Here is a 16,686-nt window from a genome sequence, read left to right as displayed (position 1 = left end):
GACGTTGCCCCTGCCGGATGGCGCTACGCTTATCCGGCCTACAACGTGGGCCTGCGGTCGAAACCGTAGGGCGGATAAGCGTAGCGCCATCCGCCAATTCGTTAATTAATACAGCGCCTTACCGTTGCTGTCTTTTATACTGGTCTTCCAGGCGGTACGAACCTGCTCAACAACGTTATCCGGCAGGCTGGCGTAGTCCAGATCATTCGCCTGCTTAGCGCCATTTTTGTAGGCCCAGTCGAAGAACTTCAACACTTCAGCACCCTGCTCAGGTTTCTTCTGCGCTTTGTGGACCAGGATAAAGGTGGTGGAGGTGATTGGCCACACATCGTCACCTTTCTGGTTGGTCAGATCCTGCGCGAAGGTTTTGCTCCAGTCTGCGCCTTTCGCCGCATTAGAGAAGCTCTCTTCCGTCGGGCTTACCGGTTTGCCGTCGGCAGAAACCAGTTTGGTGTAGGCCAGGTTGTTCTGCTTGGCATACGCATACTCAACGTAGCCAATAGCGCCTGGCAGACGCTGTACAAATGCCGCGATACCGTCGTTACCTTTACCGCCCAGACCAGTCGGCCAGTTTACGGTAGAGCCCGCACCAATTTTGGATTTCCACTCTTCGTTGACTTTCGCCAGGTAACTGGTGAACACGAAGGAGGTACCGGAACCGTCAGCGCGACGCACCACAGCGATATTCTGAGAAGGCAGCTTCACGCCTGGGTTCAATTTGGTGATGGCTTCATCATCCCACTTCTTGATTTTACCGAGGTAGATGTCACCCAGCGTTTTACCATCCAGCACCAGTTCGCCGGATTTGAGGCCTGGAATATTCACCGCCAGCACCACGCCGCCGATCACAGTCGGAAACTGGAACAGGCCTTCCTGATTCAGTTTTTCGTCAGACAGCGGCGCATCGGAAGCGCCAAAATCAACGGTATTCGCGGTGATTTGTTTCACGCCGCCGGAAGAGCCTATCCCCTGGTAATTGACTTTGTTACCGGTTTCTTTCTGGTAGGTATCCGCCCATTTGGCATACACCGGTGCAGGAAACGTTGCACCGGCACCTGTCAGGCTTGCTGCTGCAAAGGCAGAGAACGCGCTCATCGATAAGGTCGCGGCGACAACAGTTGCGACAGTGGTACGCATAACTTTCATAATGTCTCCTGCACGGTTTCGGTAAATCATTGTTTGAGTTGCTACGATGAGCAAAATAGGACAAATTGATGACAGTTATATGTCTTGATTATGACGGTTTGATGACAATGGAAATAAAAAAGCTGGCCCGGGGAGACACCAGACCAGCCTGCAGGGGGAGATGAATTAAACTGTTTGCGCAACCACAGACGGTTTCAATAGCGCGTACATCAGGCCGCAGACAATCGTGCCCAGGGCAATCGAGAGCAGGTACTGCATCACATGTTCCACCGCATGCGGGATCGCCAGGACAAAGAGGCCGCCGTGTGGCGCCATCAGTGTACAACCGAAATACATGGACAGACCCCCGGCGATTGCGCCACCGACCATCGTGGAAGGGATGACGCGCATCGGGTCTCGCGCGGCGAAGGGAATCGCCCCTTCAGAGATAAAGCACAGCCCCAGGATAAAAGATGCATTACCCGCTTCATGCTCAGCGGCATTGAATTTCGCTCTGGCCGCCCAGGTTGCGACGCCCATTCCTAATGCCGGTACCATCCCTGCCGCCATAATAGCCGCCATTGGCATATAAGAATGAGAAGCCAGTAAACCAACGCCGAAGGTATACGCAGCTTTATTCACCGGCCCGCCAAGGTCAAAACCTTGCATTGCGCCCAGCAACATTCCCAGCAAGATAGCATTCGTAGAGGTCATATTCCCCAGGAACGTCGTCAGCCCTTCCATCACCGCAGAAACGGGGCCACCCACCACGTAAATCATGATAAGGCCGGTAACCAGCGTAGACAGTAGCGGCAAAACCAGCACAGGCTTAAGCGCTTCCATTGACGCCGGCAGCTTAATATTTTGCGCAAGAAACCGTACGCTGTAACCGGCCAGAAAACCGGCCACAATCCCACCCAGGAAACCAGCGCCGCACAGGCTGGCCAACATCCCGCCAATAAGCCCCGGGGCCAGACCCGGACGATCGGCAATTGAGAAGGCAATAAACCCAGCCAGTACCGGCACCATCAGCGCAAAGGCCGCCTTACCGCCGATTTGAAATAACGCAGCCGCCAGCGTGCCCGGCTCATTGAAAGCCTGGATACCGAAGACAAAAGAGAGCGCGATACACAACCCTCCCGCCACCACCAAAGGAAGCATATGGGATACGCCGGTCATTAAATGCTTATAAACGCCGGGTAGCTCTGTTTTACCAGCTGAAGAAGAGCGCCCGGCACTCCCCTGATAGACCTCGGCGCTATTGAAAGCATTATCCATTTCCTGCGCACTCTTTTTTAACGCCGCGCCGGTACTGGTGCGATAGAGTCTTTTGCCAACAAAGCCTGACAGATCCAGTTCAATATCCGCCGCGATAATCACCACATCCGCCTGCGCTATCTCTTCCGCGGTCAGCGTGTTCTTCGCCCCGACGGAACCGCGGGTTTCAACCTTGATCCAGTCACCACGCTTGCGGGCTTCAATTTCCAACGCTTCTGCCGCCATAAAGGTATGGGCGACGCCCGTCGGACAGGCCGTCACAGCAACAATTTTTTTAGTCATAGTAGGGTACCCTGTTCTTTTAATTTAAAGAAAAAGCGGGAAAAAATGTTACAGACGTGACCAGGCCGCGGCTTTCTGGAACAGCGCGTCATCCGGGCGAATCCCGGTATAAAGGACAAATTGCTCCACGGCCTGAATAGCAAACACTTCGGAACCGGTAATCACGGTTTTACCGCGTTCACGGGCGTAGCGGATTAGCGGCGTGACGGGCGGTAGCGCCACCACATCAAAGATAACGCTCGCCTTATCCACTTCCTGTTCGGAATAAGAGAGTTTGTCGGCATCATTACCGCCAGCCATTCCGATAGGCGTGGCGTTAATTAACAAATCGGCTTCAATACCGTCGGTATCCGGGCGCCATTCATAGCCATAGAGTTCGGCCAGTTGTTTACCTGACGCTTCATCAATCGCGACAATATAACCACGGGTAAACCCCGCATCCTTCAGCGCGCAGGCCACCGCCTTTGCCATACCACCGCTGCCACGCAAAGCAAATACCAGGTCGGGAGAGACCTTGTAATTCGCCAGCAAGCGAGCTATTGCAATGTAATCGGTGTTGTACGCCTTCAGATGGCCATTGGTATTCACAATGGTATTAACTGAGTGAATGGCCTGAGCAGAAGCATCCAGTTCATCCACCAGCGGAATGCAGGCTTCTTTAAACGGCATAGAGATCGCGCACCCACGGATCCCCAGACCGCGCACGCCGCTAATGGCCTGCGTAAGATTGGTCGGCGAAAAGGCTTTGTAGAGATAATTGAGATCCAGCGCTTCGTACAGATAGTTGTGAAAGCGTGTACCGAAGTTACTTGGGCGTGCCGCCAGGGACATGCAGACCTGAGTGTCTTTATTAATGCGCTTTGTCATGATGAATCCTCATAGAAGTTGCGATAGAGAAAATCATCGGCTAAAAAGGGGATATTAAAAATTGCTCATTCCCGTTCGGGAAATTTCACCTTTTATGGCAACCCGGCACACTGAACAAAAATACTTAAAGCTACTCCAGCACTATGGCGACAAGCCCGTTAGCGTGACGCTACAGGAGCTGGCGGATGTGTTGTTCTGCACCCGGCGGCATATGCGTAATCTGTTGCTTCAGATGCAGGAGGCAAAGTGGCTCATCTGGCAATCACAGGCCGGACGTGGGCATCGCGCCCGGCTTCACCTGCGCTATAAACCAGAACAGCTGTTAAGCGAAAAGGCGGAGCAGTTACTGGAGTCTGGTCATGTTGATCAGGCCATTCAACTGCTGGGTAAAAATAAGCACCAGGTGGCGCAACTGCTGCGCTCAAAACTGGGCTATAGCGTGCGGGCAGACTATCAGCGGCTGTGCATCCCCTATTACCGGACAATGCCGTCGCTGTGCCCCGGCACGCCGCTGCGTCGCTCTGAACAGCATCTGGTCAGGCAGATTTTTAGCGGCCTGACGCGCATAAATGAGGAAAAAGGTGAAGTCGAAGCCGATCTTGCCCACCACTGGCGGCAGATTGATCCACTGCGCTGGCGTTTTTATCTGCGCCCCGCCGTCCTCTGGCATGATGGTCAGGAGCTGACGATCGACGCGGTTATCGCTTCACTGACCCGCAGCGCTAAGCTGCCGTTGTTCTCGCACTTGCAGACCATTCAGGCCACCGGGCCGCTGAGCCTTGAAATTACGCTGGCGCACCCGGATAACCGACTGCCGCTGCTGCTCAGCCATATTGATGCCATGATCCTACCGCCTAACCATACACAACGCGCTGATTTCCCGGCACATCCTGTGGGGACTGGCCCTTATGAGGTGGTGGAAAACAATGGCTTTCATCTGCAAATGAAGGCCTTTGACCACTATTTCGGTCTGCGCGGGCTGCTGGATGAAGTGGAGGTCTTTATCTGGCCGAATTTAACGGAGACAGACAACCTGGCGGAATCGCTGTCGGATAACGACACGGCAGCCTGGCTCAGCTCCAGCCTGAGCGATGAGGATTACGTTTCCGGACGGCTTAGCCAGGTAGCGGGCAAACCTTCTGACAACCTGCGCGAGATGTTTCTTGAGCGTGGAGGCTATTTTTTATTATGCGACAGCCGCTCCCCGCACTGGCATACCGCCGAACATCGCCGCTGGCTGCGGGAAACACTCAGCCCTTACGCCATACTCCAGCATCTGAGTGAGGCAATTCGCCCCTTCTGGGTACCGGGCGGCAGCCTGCTGTCCTCCTGGTTTCATACTATTGAGGCGGGCCCGGCCTGTTCACCTTTTATCTCGTCGTCGCCCTACGCGAAACTGCGTCTGGCCTATCACGATCAGCACCCTGAATTTCCAATGCTTCTGGATATCATGCAAAAGATCATGCGCCAGCAGGGCATTTTACTTGAGGGCGTTGCACTGAATTATGATGACTGGGCAAGCGGCAAGGCCGAGGTTGATCTCTGGCTGGGGACAGTTAATTTCCCCATTCCCGAAGAGTGGAACGTCGGTACATGGCTGCTGGGCTCCCCTTTACTGCGCCACGCCATCAGCGGTGGGGATGATGCGCTGCTGGCCCAATGGGAAACCCAGTGGCATGCCGAAACAATCAGCGCGGAACAACTGGTCAGGGAAACCACCCGTTCAGGCTGGCTACAACCGCTTTTTCACCACTGGATGCGACTCAAAGGCCCCGACCGGGCCAGGGGGATCCACCTGAATAACCTGGGGTGGTTTGATTTCCGATCCACCTGGATTGAGCCAGGGCCTTAAAGAAGAGAATGTGACCGGGTGCCCGTAGCGCAGGCCGGCGTAGCACCTCTTAGTCGCTCTTCAGCCACCATAGAGAAAGAACAGCGCCTGTCACGGTGCACAAAAAAAGGCCGTCTATCGACGGCCTTCTGCCTGGTACTACATTTGACTTACTCTACGGTAACCGATTTCGCCAGGTTACGCGGCTGGTCAACGTCGGTGCCTTTAATCAGCGCCACGTGATACGCCAGCAGTTGCAGCGGAACGGTGTAGAAGATAGGCGCGATCACTTCTTCTACATGCGGCATCTCAATGATGTGCATGTTGTCGCTGCTGACGAAACCCGCATCCTGGTCGGCGAAGACGTACAACTGACCGCCACGCGCGCGAACTTCTTCGATGTTGGATTTCAGTTTCTCCAGCAGTTCGTTGTTCGGCGCCACCACAATCACCGGCATATCGGCGTCAATCAGCGCCAACGGCCCGTGTTTCAGCTCGCCTGCAGCATAGGCTTCCGCGTGAATGTAAGAGATCTCTTTCAGCTTCAGCGCGCCTTCCAGCGCAATCGGATATTGATCGCCACGACCGAGGAATAACGCGTGATGCTTGTCGGAGAAATCTTCTGCAAGCAGCTCGATGCGTTTGTCCTGCGACAGCATCTGCTCAATACGGCTCGGCAGCGCCTGTAGGCCATGCACGATATCATGCTCAATGGACGCATCCAGACCTTTCAGGCGAGACAGTTTCGCCACCAGCATCAACAGCACGGTTAACTGGGTGGTGAAGGCTTTGGTAGATGCTACGCCAATTTCCGTACCCGCGTTGGTCATCAGCGCCAGATCGGATTCACGTACCAGCGAAGAGCCGGGCACGTTACAAATGGCGAGCGATCCGAGGTAGCCCAATTCTTTGGATAAACGCAGGCCCGCTAAGGTATCTGCCGTTTCGCCAGACTGGGAGAGTGTGATCATCAGGCTATTACGGCGCACGGCAGATTTGCGATAGCGGAATTCAGAGGCGATTTCAACGTCGCACGGAATACCTGCCAGCGATTCAAACCAGTAACGGGAAACCATACCGGAGTTGTAAGACGTACCGCAGGCGAGGATCTGAATATGCTCAACCTTCGACAGCAGTTCGTCGGCGTTCGGCCCCAGCTCGCTTAAATCCACCTGACCGTGGCTGATGCGCCCGGTAAGGGTGTTTTTAATCGCGTTCGGCTGTTCGTAGATCTCTTTCTGCATGTAGTGGCGGTAAATACCTTTATCGCCCGCGTCATATTGCAGATTGGATTCGATATCCTGACGTTTTACTTCCGCGCCGGTGTTATCGAAGATATTTACCGAACGGCGAGTGATTTCAGCGATATCGCCCTCTTCAAGGAAGATAAAGCGACGAGTCACTGGCAACAGCGCCAGCTGGTCAGAAGCGATAAAGTTTTCGCCCATACCCAAGCCAATCACCAACGGGCTACCAGAACGTGCCGCCAGTAGGGTATCCGGGTGACGGGTATCCATGATCACTGTACCGTACGCACCACGCAGCTGCGGGATAGCACGCAGAACAGCCTCACGCAGAGTACCGCCCTGTTTCAGTTCCCAGTTTACCAGGTGTGCAATCACTTCGGTGTCGGTTTCAGAAACGAAGGTATAGCCACGCGCTTTTAACGCTTCACGCAGCGGTTCATGGTTTTCGATGATGCCGTTATGCACCACCACAATGTGTTCAGAAACATGCGGATGCGCGTTAGCTTCTGAAGGTTCACCGTGCGTCGCCCAGCGAGTGTGAGCAATACCGGTACCGCCATGCAGAGGATGTTCTTCCGCTGCCTGAGCCAGCATCTGGACTTTACCGAGGCGACGCAGGCGGGTCATATGACCTTCTGCATCAACCACGGCCAGACCGGCAGAGTCATATCCGCGGTATTCCAGACGACGTAAACCTTCAAGAAGGATTTCAGCTACATCACGCTGCGCGATAGCGCCAACAATTCCACACATAGTTTTATTTCCTGATTATGGCATTACGCCATGCGTTGTCGCTGACCTGTATGCCCGTTGTTGCGGGCGCCCCGAGCCTTGTAGAGAGTGGGGTTATTTTTATAAGTACTGCTCATGGAGCGGAGGATTATTTTATCCTCTCATCTCCGGTCTGCCGGATGGCGCTGACGCTTATCCGGCTTACAAAATCACTTTTTCTTCACCGGACGCTGCCAGCCTTGCTTATGTACCTGCGGCACGCGGCTTAATACCAGTTCATTGTCGGCTACATTACGGGTGACGGTAGTCCCTGCGGCGATGGTGGCACCTTTACCAACAGTAACCGGCGCCACCAGTTGGGTATCGGAGCCGACAAACACATCGTCGCCAATAACCGTTTTGAATTTGTTCGCGCCATCATAGTTACAGGTGATGGTCCCCGCGCCGATATTCACGTTGTCGCCAATTTCCGCATCGCCCAGGTAGGTCAGATGACCGGCTTTAGAACCTTTACCCAGACGCGCTTTTTTCATCTCAACAAAATTGCCGACGTGAGCGCCCGCTAACAGCTCCGCGCCTGGACGCAGGCGAGCAAACGGGCCGATGGTGCAGGCCGCTTCCAGATGCGCATCTTCCACCACGCTGTATGGGCTAATTTCACAGTCATCGCCAATGACGCTGTTTTTAATAATGCAGCCCGCGCCGATCTTCACACGATGACCGAACGTCACGTTACCTTCGATGATAACGTTAGCGTCAATTTCCACATCACGTCCGTGAGCCAGATTACCGCGCAGATCAAAACGAGCCGGATCGCGCAACATAACGCCGGATAACAGCAGTTTCTCCGCCTGTTCGGCCTGGTAAATACGCTCCAGACGAGAAAGCTGTAGACGGTTATTCACGCCGTCCGTTTCGCTGATGCGAGCCGGATGCACCGCGGCGATTTCCCGTCCTTCCTGATAAGCCAGCGCGATGATATCTGTGATGTAATATTCACCCTGCGCATTATTGTTAGTCAGCTTAGACAACCAGCGTTTCAGGTCCGCGCCGTTGGCGATCAGAATACCGGTGTTAATTTCCTGGATCTGACGCTGTTCATCAGTGGCGTCTTTATGTTCAACGATGCCGGTCACTTTACCGTTTTCACGCGTAATACGGCCATAGCCGCTCGGATCGTCCAGCTTCACGGTTAATAAACCAATACCACCCTGCGGTTTGGCATCGCGCAGGCGCTGTAAGGTTTCAACCGAAATCAGCGGCACGTCGCCGTAAAGCATTAAAATATCTTCATCGTCGCTAAAGAAGGGCGCGGCCTGCTGCATTGCGTGACCTGTTCCCAACTGTTCCGCCTGAAGCACCCAGTTCAGCTTGTCATCTTTCAGGGTCTGTTTTAACAACTCACCACCGTGGCCATAGACCAGATGAACCTGTGCGGCCCCTAATTTAGTTGCTGCATCAATGACATGCTGCACCATGGGTTTACCCGCCAGCGTGTGCAGCACTTTAGGAATATCGGAATACATGCGCGTGCCTTTACCTGCGGCAAGGATCACTACGCTCATAGCACTATTTAACATACGCGTCCTGACTGTAATTTGAGAACGAATTTATACTGTTTCACGTTGAAAATACTACATTTTTTTCATCGTAAAATGGAAGAAGGATAAAACGCTCACCGGGATAACATCCCCGCCTGCTAATGAATCATTTTCGTTCATTACCGCGCCTCTTGTCTCCTGAAAAGTAAAAATACCCGCGTATTGGCAACGTAGTCCGATGTTTTTGCTGTTTTTTTACTCCATAAATAAAGAAGATAACGTAATAAAGCGCAGGGGAGTCAGAAAAGCAAAAACCAGCGACAGAGGCCGCTGGTTTTCCGTTGCGCGTATTTTTTACTTAATTACGCGACATAAAAATCCGCAAAATATACCAGAACATGGTCGCGATAGAAGCAAACAGATGTAATGCCGCGCCAGCAGGGCGATCGGTAGGGTAATGGTGAATAATGTTAGAAGTGTCGTAAAGTATAAACCCGGCGCACAGCAGTACCATTAGCGCAGAAAACCAGACGCCCAGCGAGAAGCCGCAGATGACGCTGGCAATAATCGCGCCAAAAGCAATGAACCCAGCCATAGTCAGAAACGAGCGCAGAAAAGAAAAGTCTTTTTTTATGGAAAAAGCGGTAAACGTCAGGCCGCCGACCAGCAACAGAGTCGTTATTGCCGCCGCGCCAATACTCGACGGGTTAATATACGCCGCCACCGTTAACAAGGGGGCAAAAATCAGGGATTCTGCCAACACATAAATCCCCAGCCCGATAAGTTGCGTTTGATTAGTCCCCGCATTATCCGCCAGACGGGTCGCCAGCATTCCCACCAGCATAAAAGCGCCGAGAACAACCAACCAGCTATATCTTCCACCAGCCAGCAGCACATCAAGCGCATACTCCCCGACCCCTATAAAACTCCACGCCGCGCTCAACACGATAAAACCGACGATGGCGACGGCGAGATGAAGATAAGCGCGACGAATAAAGGTAGTACGATCAATCCTTGAGTCGGGTTGTGGACCCGCAAAGGATGGCTGAAATGACATAGTAATAATCCCTCATTTTATGCAATAAAAACGCATCCATTCCTTCCTTCTTCGCACAATGTGCAGATGCCAATGCCAGAAAGAAGGATTTAATGAAAACAGCGCTGTCGCTGAAAACGCGTCGCCTTCAGCCGCTTGTTTTTGTCGTTGCTAGTTTATCGAATAAAAATTGAGAGGATAAAAAAAAACCAGTCCGCAATCAGACTGGTTTTATGCTTTCAAGCCGGTGTTACATCGCTTTTTTGGTCAACTCGATAACGCGCAGTTTAGCGATCGCTTTGGCCAGTTCCGCAGACGCCTGAGCGTAATCCACGTCACCGTGCGAGCTCTTAATGTGCTCTTCGGCTTTACGCTTCGCTTCCAGGGCTCGCGCTTCGTCGAGATCCTGACCGCGAATCGCGGTATCCGCCAGAACGGTCACGCTGCCAGGCTGCACTTCCAGAATGCCGCCGGACAGATAGATAAACTCTTCATGACCGTGCTGCTTAACGATGCGAATCATACCAGGCTTAATGGCGGTGAGCAGCGGCGCGTGCCCCGGGTAAATCCCCAGTTCGCCTTCGCTACCCGTAACCTGGATTTTCTCGACCAGACCGGAGAACATTTGTTGCTCCGCGCTGACGACATCCAGGTGGTAAGTCATTGCCATATCACCCTCCGATTAAGGCGTTAAAGTTTTTTGGCTTTTTCCACGGCTTCGTCGATGGAACCGACCATGTAGAACGCCTGCTCCGGCAGGTGATCGTATTCGCCTTCCATAATGCCTTTAAAGCCACGGATGGTGTCTTTCAGGGAAACGTATTTGCCCGGAGAACCGGTAAATACTTCCGCCACGAAGAACGGCTGGGACAGGAAGCGCTGAATTTTACGCGCGCGAGCTACCACCAGTTTATCTTCTTCAGACAGTTCATCCATACCGAGGATGGCGATGATGTCTTTCAGTTCCTGATAACGCTGCAGGATGGACTGAACGCCACGCGCGGTGTCGTAGTGTTCCTGACCAACAACCAGCGGATCCAGCTGACGGCTGGTGGAGTCCAGCGGGTCAACGGCCGGGTAGATACCCAGGGATGCGATCTGACGGCTCAGTACCACGGTTGCATCTAAGTGCGCAAAGGTGGTGGCTGGAGACGGGTCAGTCAAGTCATCCGCCGGTACGTATACCGCCTGTACGGAGGTGATAGAACCGGTTTTGGTGGAGGTGATACGTTCCTGCAGAACGCCCATCTCTTCCGCCAGAGTCGGCTGATAACCTACTGCGGAAGGCATACGGCCCAGCAGTGCGGATACTTCCGTACCGGCCAGGGTGTAACGATAGATGTTATCGACGAACAGCAGTACGTCACGACCTTCGTCACGGAATTTCTCCGCCATGGTCAGGCCGGTCAGTGCAACGCGCAGACGGTTTCCCGGCGGTTCGTTCATCTGGCCATACACCAGGGATACTTTATCGATAACGTTGGAGTCGGTCATTTCGTGGTAGAAGTCGTTACCCTCACGAGTACGTTCACCTACGCCCGCAAACACAGAGTAACCGGAGTGCTCGATCGCGATGTTACGGATAAGCTCCATCATGTTTACGGTTTTACCTACACCCGCACCACCGAACAGACCGACTTTACCGCCCTTCGCGAACGGACACATCAGGTCGATAACTTTGATACCGGTTTCCAGCAGTTCCTGAGAGTTTGACAACTCTTCGTAAGAAGGCGCTGCGCGGTGAATCGCCCAACGCTCTTCTTCGCCGATCTCGCCTTTCATGTCGACCGGTTCGCCCAGAACGTTCATGATACGACCCAGCGTGGCTTTACCTACCGGGACTTCGATCGGGTGTTCGAGATCTTTTACATCCAGACCGCGACGCAGACCGTCAGAAGACCCCATCGCGATGGTACGCACAATACCGCCGCCAAGCTGCTGCTGAACTTCCAGCACCAGCTTCTCATTACCATTCTGCACCTCAAGGGCATCGTACACGCGTGGTACGGCATCCTGAGGGAACTCGACGTCGACCACGGCGCCGATTACCTGGACAATCTTTCCAGTAGCCATCTTAAATCCTCTACGAAATAACCTGGTTAAACCGCGGCGGCCCCCGAGACGATCTCGGTGAGTTCCTGAGTAATGCTGGCCTGACGAGCTTTGTTGTATACCAACTGCAGCTCTTTAATCAGGCTGCCGCCATTATCGGTTGCGGCTTTCATCGCCACCATTCGCGCGGCCTGCTCGCTGGCCAGGTTTTCTACCACGCCCTGATAAACCTGAGACTCCACATAACGACGCAGGAGAGTATCCAGCAACGCTTTCGGGTCGGGTTCATACAGGTAATCCCAGGCTTTACGCTTCAGATCATCATCTTCTGACGCCGGCAGCGGCAGCAGTTGAGTGATCGTCGGTACCTGAGACATGGTGTTAATAAATTTGTTGCTGACAATGTAAAGCTTGTCCAGACGGCCTTCGTCGTAGGCCTGCAACATCACTTTAACCGGACCGATCAGTTCGGACAGAGAAGGGTTATCCCCCATACCTGTCACCTGAGCGACAACGTTGCCGCCTACGGAATTAAAGAATGACACGCCCTTAGAGCCGATCATTGCGAGTTCGCACTGAACGCCTTTATCGGACCATGCCTTCATATCCGCCAGCAGCTTTTTGAACAGGTTAATGTTCAAGCCACCGCACAAACCACGGTCGGTCGACACTACCAGGTAGCCCACGCGTTTAACGTCGCGCTCTTCCAGGTAGGGGTGCTTATATTCCAGATTACCGTTCGCAAGGTGACCAATCACTTTGCGCATGGTCTCTGCATAAGGACGGCTGGCCGCCATGCGATCCTGCGATTTACGCATTTTGGAAGCGGCGACCATCTCCATCGCTTTAGTGATCTTCTGCGTGTTCTGGACGCTTGCGATCTTACTACGTATCTCTTTTGCGCCGGCCATGAGCTTCTCCTCAATGCCTTACGGCCTGCCCTAAGGCAAGCCGCCAGACGTTACCAGGACTGGGTTGCTTTGAAGGAATCGAGGATGCCTTTCAGCTTGCCTTCGATTTCGTCGTTATAGCCACCGGACTGGTTGATCTCTTGCATCAGCGGAGCGTGATCACGGTCGACGTAAGCCAGCAGTGCGGCTTCGAAGCTACCGATTTTCGCCAGTTCGACATCCGCCAGATAACCACGTTCTGCTGCGAACAGAACCAGAGACTGCTGCGCGACGGACATCGGCGCATACTGTTTCTGTTTCAGCAGTTCGGTCACTTTCTGACCGTGGTCAAGCTGTTTACGGGTGGCATCGTCAAGGTCGGATGCAAACTGAGAGAACGCCGCCAGTTCACGATACTGCGCCAGCGCGGTACGAATACCACCGGACAGTTTCTTCATGATCTTGGTCTGGGCTGCGCCACCTACACGGGATACCGAGATACCCGGGTTAACCGCAGGACGAATACCGGCGTTAAACAGGTTAGATTCCAGGAAGATCTGACCATCGGTAATGGAAATTACGTTGGTCGGAACGAACGCGGAAACGTCACCTGCCTGCGTTTCGATAATCGGCAGCGCAGTCAGTGAACCGGTTTTCCCTTTCACTTCACCTTTAGTGAAGGCTTCGACGTAGTCGGCGTTAACACGCGCAGCACGCTCCAGCAGACGAGAGTGGAGGTAGAATACGTCGCCCGGGAATGCTTCACGTCCTGGCGGACGACGGAGCAGCAGGGAGATCTGACGGTAAGCAACAGCCTGTTTAGACAGGTCATCGTAAATGATCAGCGCATCTTCACCGCGGTCGCGGAAGTATTCGCCCATTGCGCAACCGGCATATGGCGCCAGGTATTGCAGCGCAGCGGATTCGGACGCGGTCGCCACCACAACAATGGTGTTAGCCAGCGCGCCGTGTTCTTCCAGTTTGCGCACCACGTTAGAGATGGTGGACGCTTTCTGGCCGATAGCGACATAGATACATTTAATGCCGGAATCGCGCTGGTTGATGATGGCGTCGATAGCCAGCGCGGTTTTACCGGTCTGACGGTCACCGATGATCAGTTCACGCTGACCACGACCGATTGGGATCATGGAGTCAACGGCTTTATAGCCGGTCTGCACCGGCTGATCGACAGACTGACGATCGATAACGCCCGGCGCAATCGCTTCAACGGCAGAGAAGCCGTCATTATCAACCGGACCTTTACCGTCGATTGGCGCACCCAGGGTGTTTACCACACGTCCCAGCAGGCCGCGGCCAACCGGAACTTCCAGGATACGACCCGTACATTTAACCTTCATGCCTTCGGCAAGGTCAGCGTATGGACCCATGACTACCGCACCCACGGAGTCGCGCTCCAGGTTCAGTGCGATAGCGTAACGGTTACCCGGCAGGGAGATCATTTCACCCTGCATACAATCGGCCAGGCCGTGAATGCGGATAACACCGTCACTGACAGAAACAATAGTACCTTCGTTGTGAGCTTCGCTCACCACATTGAACTGAGCAATGCGCTGCTTGATCAGTTCGCTGATTTCGGTGGAATTCAGTTGCATGCTCCAGTCCCCTTAAGACTGCAAGACGTCTGCAAGGCGCTCAAGACGGCCGCGTACGCTGCCATCAATGACCATATCACCCGCCCGGATGATAACGCCTGCCATTACAGACTTATCGATTTTGCAATTCAGCTTCACTTTGCGTGACAGACGTTTTTCCATCGCGGCGCTGATTTTCGAAAGCTGCTCTTCACTCAATGCGGTTGCCGACGTAACTTCTACCTCGGAGGTAGCTTCACTGGCGGCACGCAGATGAATAAACTGCTCCAGAACATCCGGGAGCGCGTTCAGACGATTATTTTCAGCCATCACCCGAATCAGGTTCTGACCGTTTTCGTCTAACTGCTCACCGCAGACTGCGATAAACGACTCAGCGAGCGTTTCCGGCGCCAGCGCGCCAGAGAGAAGCTCTGCCATTTGTTCGTTCTTGGTTACCTCGGCGGCAAACGCCAGCATATCCTGCCAGCGCTCTACACTTTGGTGTTCAACGGCAAAGTCAAAAGCTGCTTTGGCGTAGGGGCGAGCTACCGTAACAAATTCAGACATCAGCCCCTCCCTCCTTACAGTTCAGCGACAAGTTTATCCACGATGTCGCTGTTAGCAGCTTCATCCACGGAACGTTCGATGATCTTCTCGGCGCCAGCAACAGCCAGGATAGCAACTTGCTTACGCAGCTCTTCACGGGCGCGTTTACGCTCGGCTTCAATTTCCGCCTGCGCCTGCGCCACGATTTTAGTACGTTCCTGTTCTGCTTCAGTTTTGGCTTCGTCCAGGATCTGAGCGCGGCGTTTGTTTGCCTGCTCGATGATTACCTGAGCTTCTGCTTTCGCTTTTTTCAGCTGGTCGGTCGCGCTGGCCTTTGCAAGGTCAAGATCCTTATGTGCTCGTTCAGCAGAAGCGAGACCGTCAGCAATTTCTTTCTGACGTTTCTCGATGGCTGCCATTAACGGCGGCCATACGTACTTCATGCAAAACCAGACAAAGAGAATAAACGCGATGGCCTGGCCGAGGATTGTTGCGTTAAGATTCACAGCACAATGCCTCTATCTAGTTAACCTTCTGATATTGCTCTTAATTCAAGCAACGCTTACTACGCGACAGCGAACATCACGTACAGACCCAGACCTACAGCGATCATCGGGATAGCATCCACCAGACCCATAACGATAAAGAACTGAGTACGCAGCAGAGGAATCAGATCAGGTTGACGCGCCGCGCCTTCCAGGAATTTACCCCCGAGGATGCCGATACCGATCGCAGCACCGATTGCCGCCAGACCCATCATCACAGCGGCAGCCATGTACAGCAGATCCATATTCAGGTTTTCCATGACAGTCTCCAGTTTGTTTCAGTTAAAACGTAGTAGTGTTGGTAAATTAATGCTCTTCGGACGCCATCGACAGATAGACAATCGTCAGAACCATGAAAATGAAGGCTTGCAGCGTAATAATCAGGATGTGGAAAATGGCCCACGGCACATTCAGAATCCACTGTGACCACCACGGCAACAGACCAGCAATCAGAATGAAAATCAGCTCACCGGCATACATGTTGCCGAACAGTCGCAGACCGAGAGAAACCGGTTTGGACAGCAGACTTACCCCTTCAAGGATTAAGTTGACAGGAATGAACGCCCAGTGATTGAACGGCTGCAGCGTCAACTCTTTAGCGAAGCCGCCGATGCCTTTCATTTTGATGCTGTAGAACAGAATAAGGATGAATACGCCCAGCGCCATCGACAGGGTGATGTTGACGTCAGCAGACGGCACCACGCGCGTTGCTGGCAGACCCAGCCAATGCTCAGCGATATACGGCAGCAGGTCGATAGGCAGTAAGTCCATCAGGTTCATAAGGAATACCCAGACGAAAATCGTCAGGGCCAGCGGCGCAATCAGCTTGCTTTTGCCATGGTACATGTCTTTGACGCTGCCATGCACAAAGCCGACTATCAGCTCAATCGCGGTCTGAAACTTGCCTGGCACGCCGCTGGTCGCTTTTTTAGCAACGCTACGGAACATCACCAGAAACAACAGACCCAGCACCACCGAGAAGAACATGGAGTCAATATTGAGCGTCCAGAAGGTGGCTGGGGGGTTCTGCGGATCCACCAGCGAGAAAGTACGCAGGTCCAGCTGAAGGTTATTCAGATGGTGTCCTATGTATTCCTGCGGCGTCATATTTTCTGAAGCCAT

General features: G+C 53.4%; 15 protein-coding genes. 1 reads left to right on the top strand and 14 read right to left on the bottom strand.

What is annotated here, in order from left to right; all coding sequences use genetic code 11:
- Positions 1-105: 105 nt before the first annotated feature.
- From pstS to ACLJPE_RS22060, 3 genes are all read right to left on the bottom strand, one after another.
- Positions 106-1,146 carry a phosphate ABC transporter substrate-binding protein PstS gene (gene pstS / locus ACLJPE_RS22070; protein WP_000867132.1) on the bottom strand — a complete coding sequence of 347 codons (1,041 nt, stop codon included), beginning with the start codon at positions 1,144-1,146 and terminating at the stop codon, positions 106-108.
- Positions 1,147-1,311: 165 nt separating this feature from the next.
- Positions 1,312-2,685: a fructose-specific PTS transporter subunit EIIC gene (locus tag ACLJPE_RS22065; protein ID WP_023213860.1), complete on the bottom strand. Its 1,374-nt coding sequence runs from the start codon at positions 2,683-2,685 to the stop codon at positions 1,312-1,314.
- Between the two features lie 48 nt (positions 2,686-2,733).
- Positions 2,734-3,552, bottom strand: a complete 819-nt coding sequence (locus tag ACLJPE_RS22060; RefSeq protein ID WP_001646865.1) for a shikimate 5-dehydrogenase — start codon at positions 3,550-3,552, stop codon at positions 2,734-2,736.
- Between the two features lie 94 nt (positions 3,553-3,646).
- Here ACLJPE_RS22060 and ACLJPE_RS22055 point away from each other — a divergent pair, with 94 nt between their 5' ends.
- On the top strand, positions 3,647-5,404 hold the full coding sequence (locus tag ACLJPE_RS22055) for an SgrR family transcriptional regulator (RefSeq protein WP_023136903.1): 1,758 nt from the start codon (positions 3,647-3,649) through the stop codon (positions 5,402-5,404).
- A gap of 149 nt (positions 5,405-5,553) precedes the next feature.
- On the opposite strand, the gene glmS is transcribed toward ACLJPE_RS22055, so the two are convergent.
- The 11 genes from glmS to atpB form a co-directional block, all read right to left on the bottom strand.
- Positions 5,554-7,383 carry a glutamine--fructose-6-phosphate transaminase (isomerizing) gene (gene glmS / locus ACLJPE_RS22050; protein ID WP_000334067.1) on the bottom strand — a complete coding sequence of 610 codons (1,830 nt, stop codon included), beginning with the start codon at positions 7,381-7,383 and terminating at the stop codon, positions 5,554-5,556.
- Positions 7,384-7,571: 188 nt separating this feature from the next.
- Positions 7,572-8,942 carry a bifunctional UDP-N-acetylglucosamine diphosphorylase/glucosamine-1-phosphate N-acetyltransferase GlmU gene (glmU, locus tag ACLJPE_RS22045; protein WP_000934846.1) on the bottom strand — a complete coding sequence of 457 codons (1,371 nt, stop codon included), beginning with the start codon at positions 8,940-8,942 and terminating at the stop codon, positions 7,572-7,574.
- 319 nt (positions 8,943-9,261) lie between these two features.
- Positions 9,262-9,960, bottom strand: coding sequence for a Bax inhibitor-1 family protein (locus ACLJPE_RS22040; RefSeq protein ID WP_000009908.1), 699 nt, complete (start codon positions 9,958-9,960; stop codon positions 9,262-9,264).
- A gap of 229 nt (positions 9,961-10,189) precedes the next feature.
- Positions 10,190-10,609 (bottom strand): F0F1 ATP synthase subunit epsilon, encoded by a 420-nt coding sequence (locus ACLJPE_RS22035; RefSeq protein ID WP_001251971.1) that lies wholly within the window; start codon positions 10,607-10,609, stop codon positions 10,190-10,192.
- Positions 10,610-10,629: 20 nt separating this feature from the next.
- Positions 10,630-12,012: a F0F1 ATP synthase subunit beta gene (gene atpD / locus ACLJPE_RS22030; RefSeq protein ID WP_000190499.1), complete on the bottom strand. Its 1,383-nt coding sequence runs from the start codon at positions 12,010-12,012 to the stop codon at positions 10,630-10,632.
- A 26-nt stretch (positions 12,013-12,038) separates the two neighbouring features.
- Complete coding sequence (gene atpG / locus ACLJPE_RS22025) at positions 12,039-12,902, bottom strand: F0F1 ATP synthase subunit gamma (RefSeq protein ID WP_000896506.1); 864 nt, start codon at positions 12,900-12,902, stop codon at positions 12,039-12,041.
- Between the two features lie 50 nt (positions 12,903-12,952).
- A complete protein-coding gene (gene atpA / locus ACLJPE_RS22020) occupies positions 12,953-14,494 on the bottom strand; it encodes a F0F1 ATP synthase subunit alpha (RefSeq protein ID WP_001176751.1) in 1,542 nt (513 codons plus the stop codon).
- A 12-nt stretch (positions 14,495-14,506) separates the two neighbouring features.
- Positions 14,507-15,040 carry a F0F1 ATP synthase subunit delta gene (atpH, locus tag ACLJPE_RS22015; RefSeq protein ID WP_001288957.1) on the bottom strand — a complete coding sequence of 178 codons (534 nt, stop codon included), beginning with the start codon at positions 15,038-15,040 and terminating at the stop codon, positions 14,507-14,509.
- A gap of 14 nt (positions 15,041-15,054) precedes the next feature.
- Positions 15,055-15,525, bottom strand: a complete 471-nt coding sequence (gene atpF, locus ACLJPE_RS22010) for a F0F1 ATP synthase subunit B (protein ID WP_001052212.1) — start codon at positions 15,523-15,525, stop codon at positions 15,055-15,057.
- A gap of 59 nt (positions 15,526-15,584) precedes the next feature.
- A complete protein-coding gene (atpE, locus tag ACLJPE_RS22005) occupies positions 15,585-15,824 on the bottom strand; it encodes a F0F1 ATP synthase subunit C (RefSeq protein ID WP_000429386.1) in 240 nt (79 codons plus the stop codon).
- A 46-nt stretch (positions 15,825-15,870) separates the two neighbouring features.
- On the bottom strand, positions 15,871-16,686 hold the full coding sequence (atpB, locus tag ACLJPE_RS22000; protein ID WP_000135632.1) for a F0F1 ATP synthase subunit A: 816 nt from the start codon (positions 16,684-16,686) through the stop codon (positions 15,871-15,873).

It is taken from the genome of Salmonella sp. SAL04196, from assembly GCF_046550835.1.
Taxonomy (GTDB): domain Bacteria; phylum Pseudomonadota; class Gammaproteobacteria; order Enterobacterales; family Enterobacteriaceae; genus Salmonella; species Salmonella enterica.
Note: the sequence above shows the minus strand (reverse complement) of the source record. Positions and strands in the feature narration are given on the sequence as shown.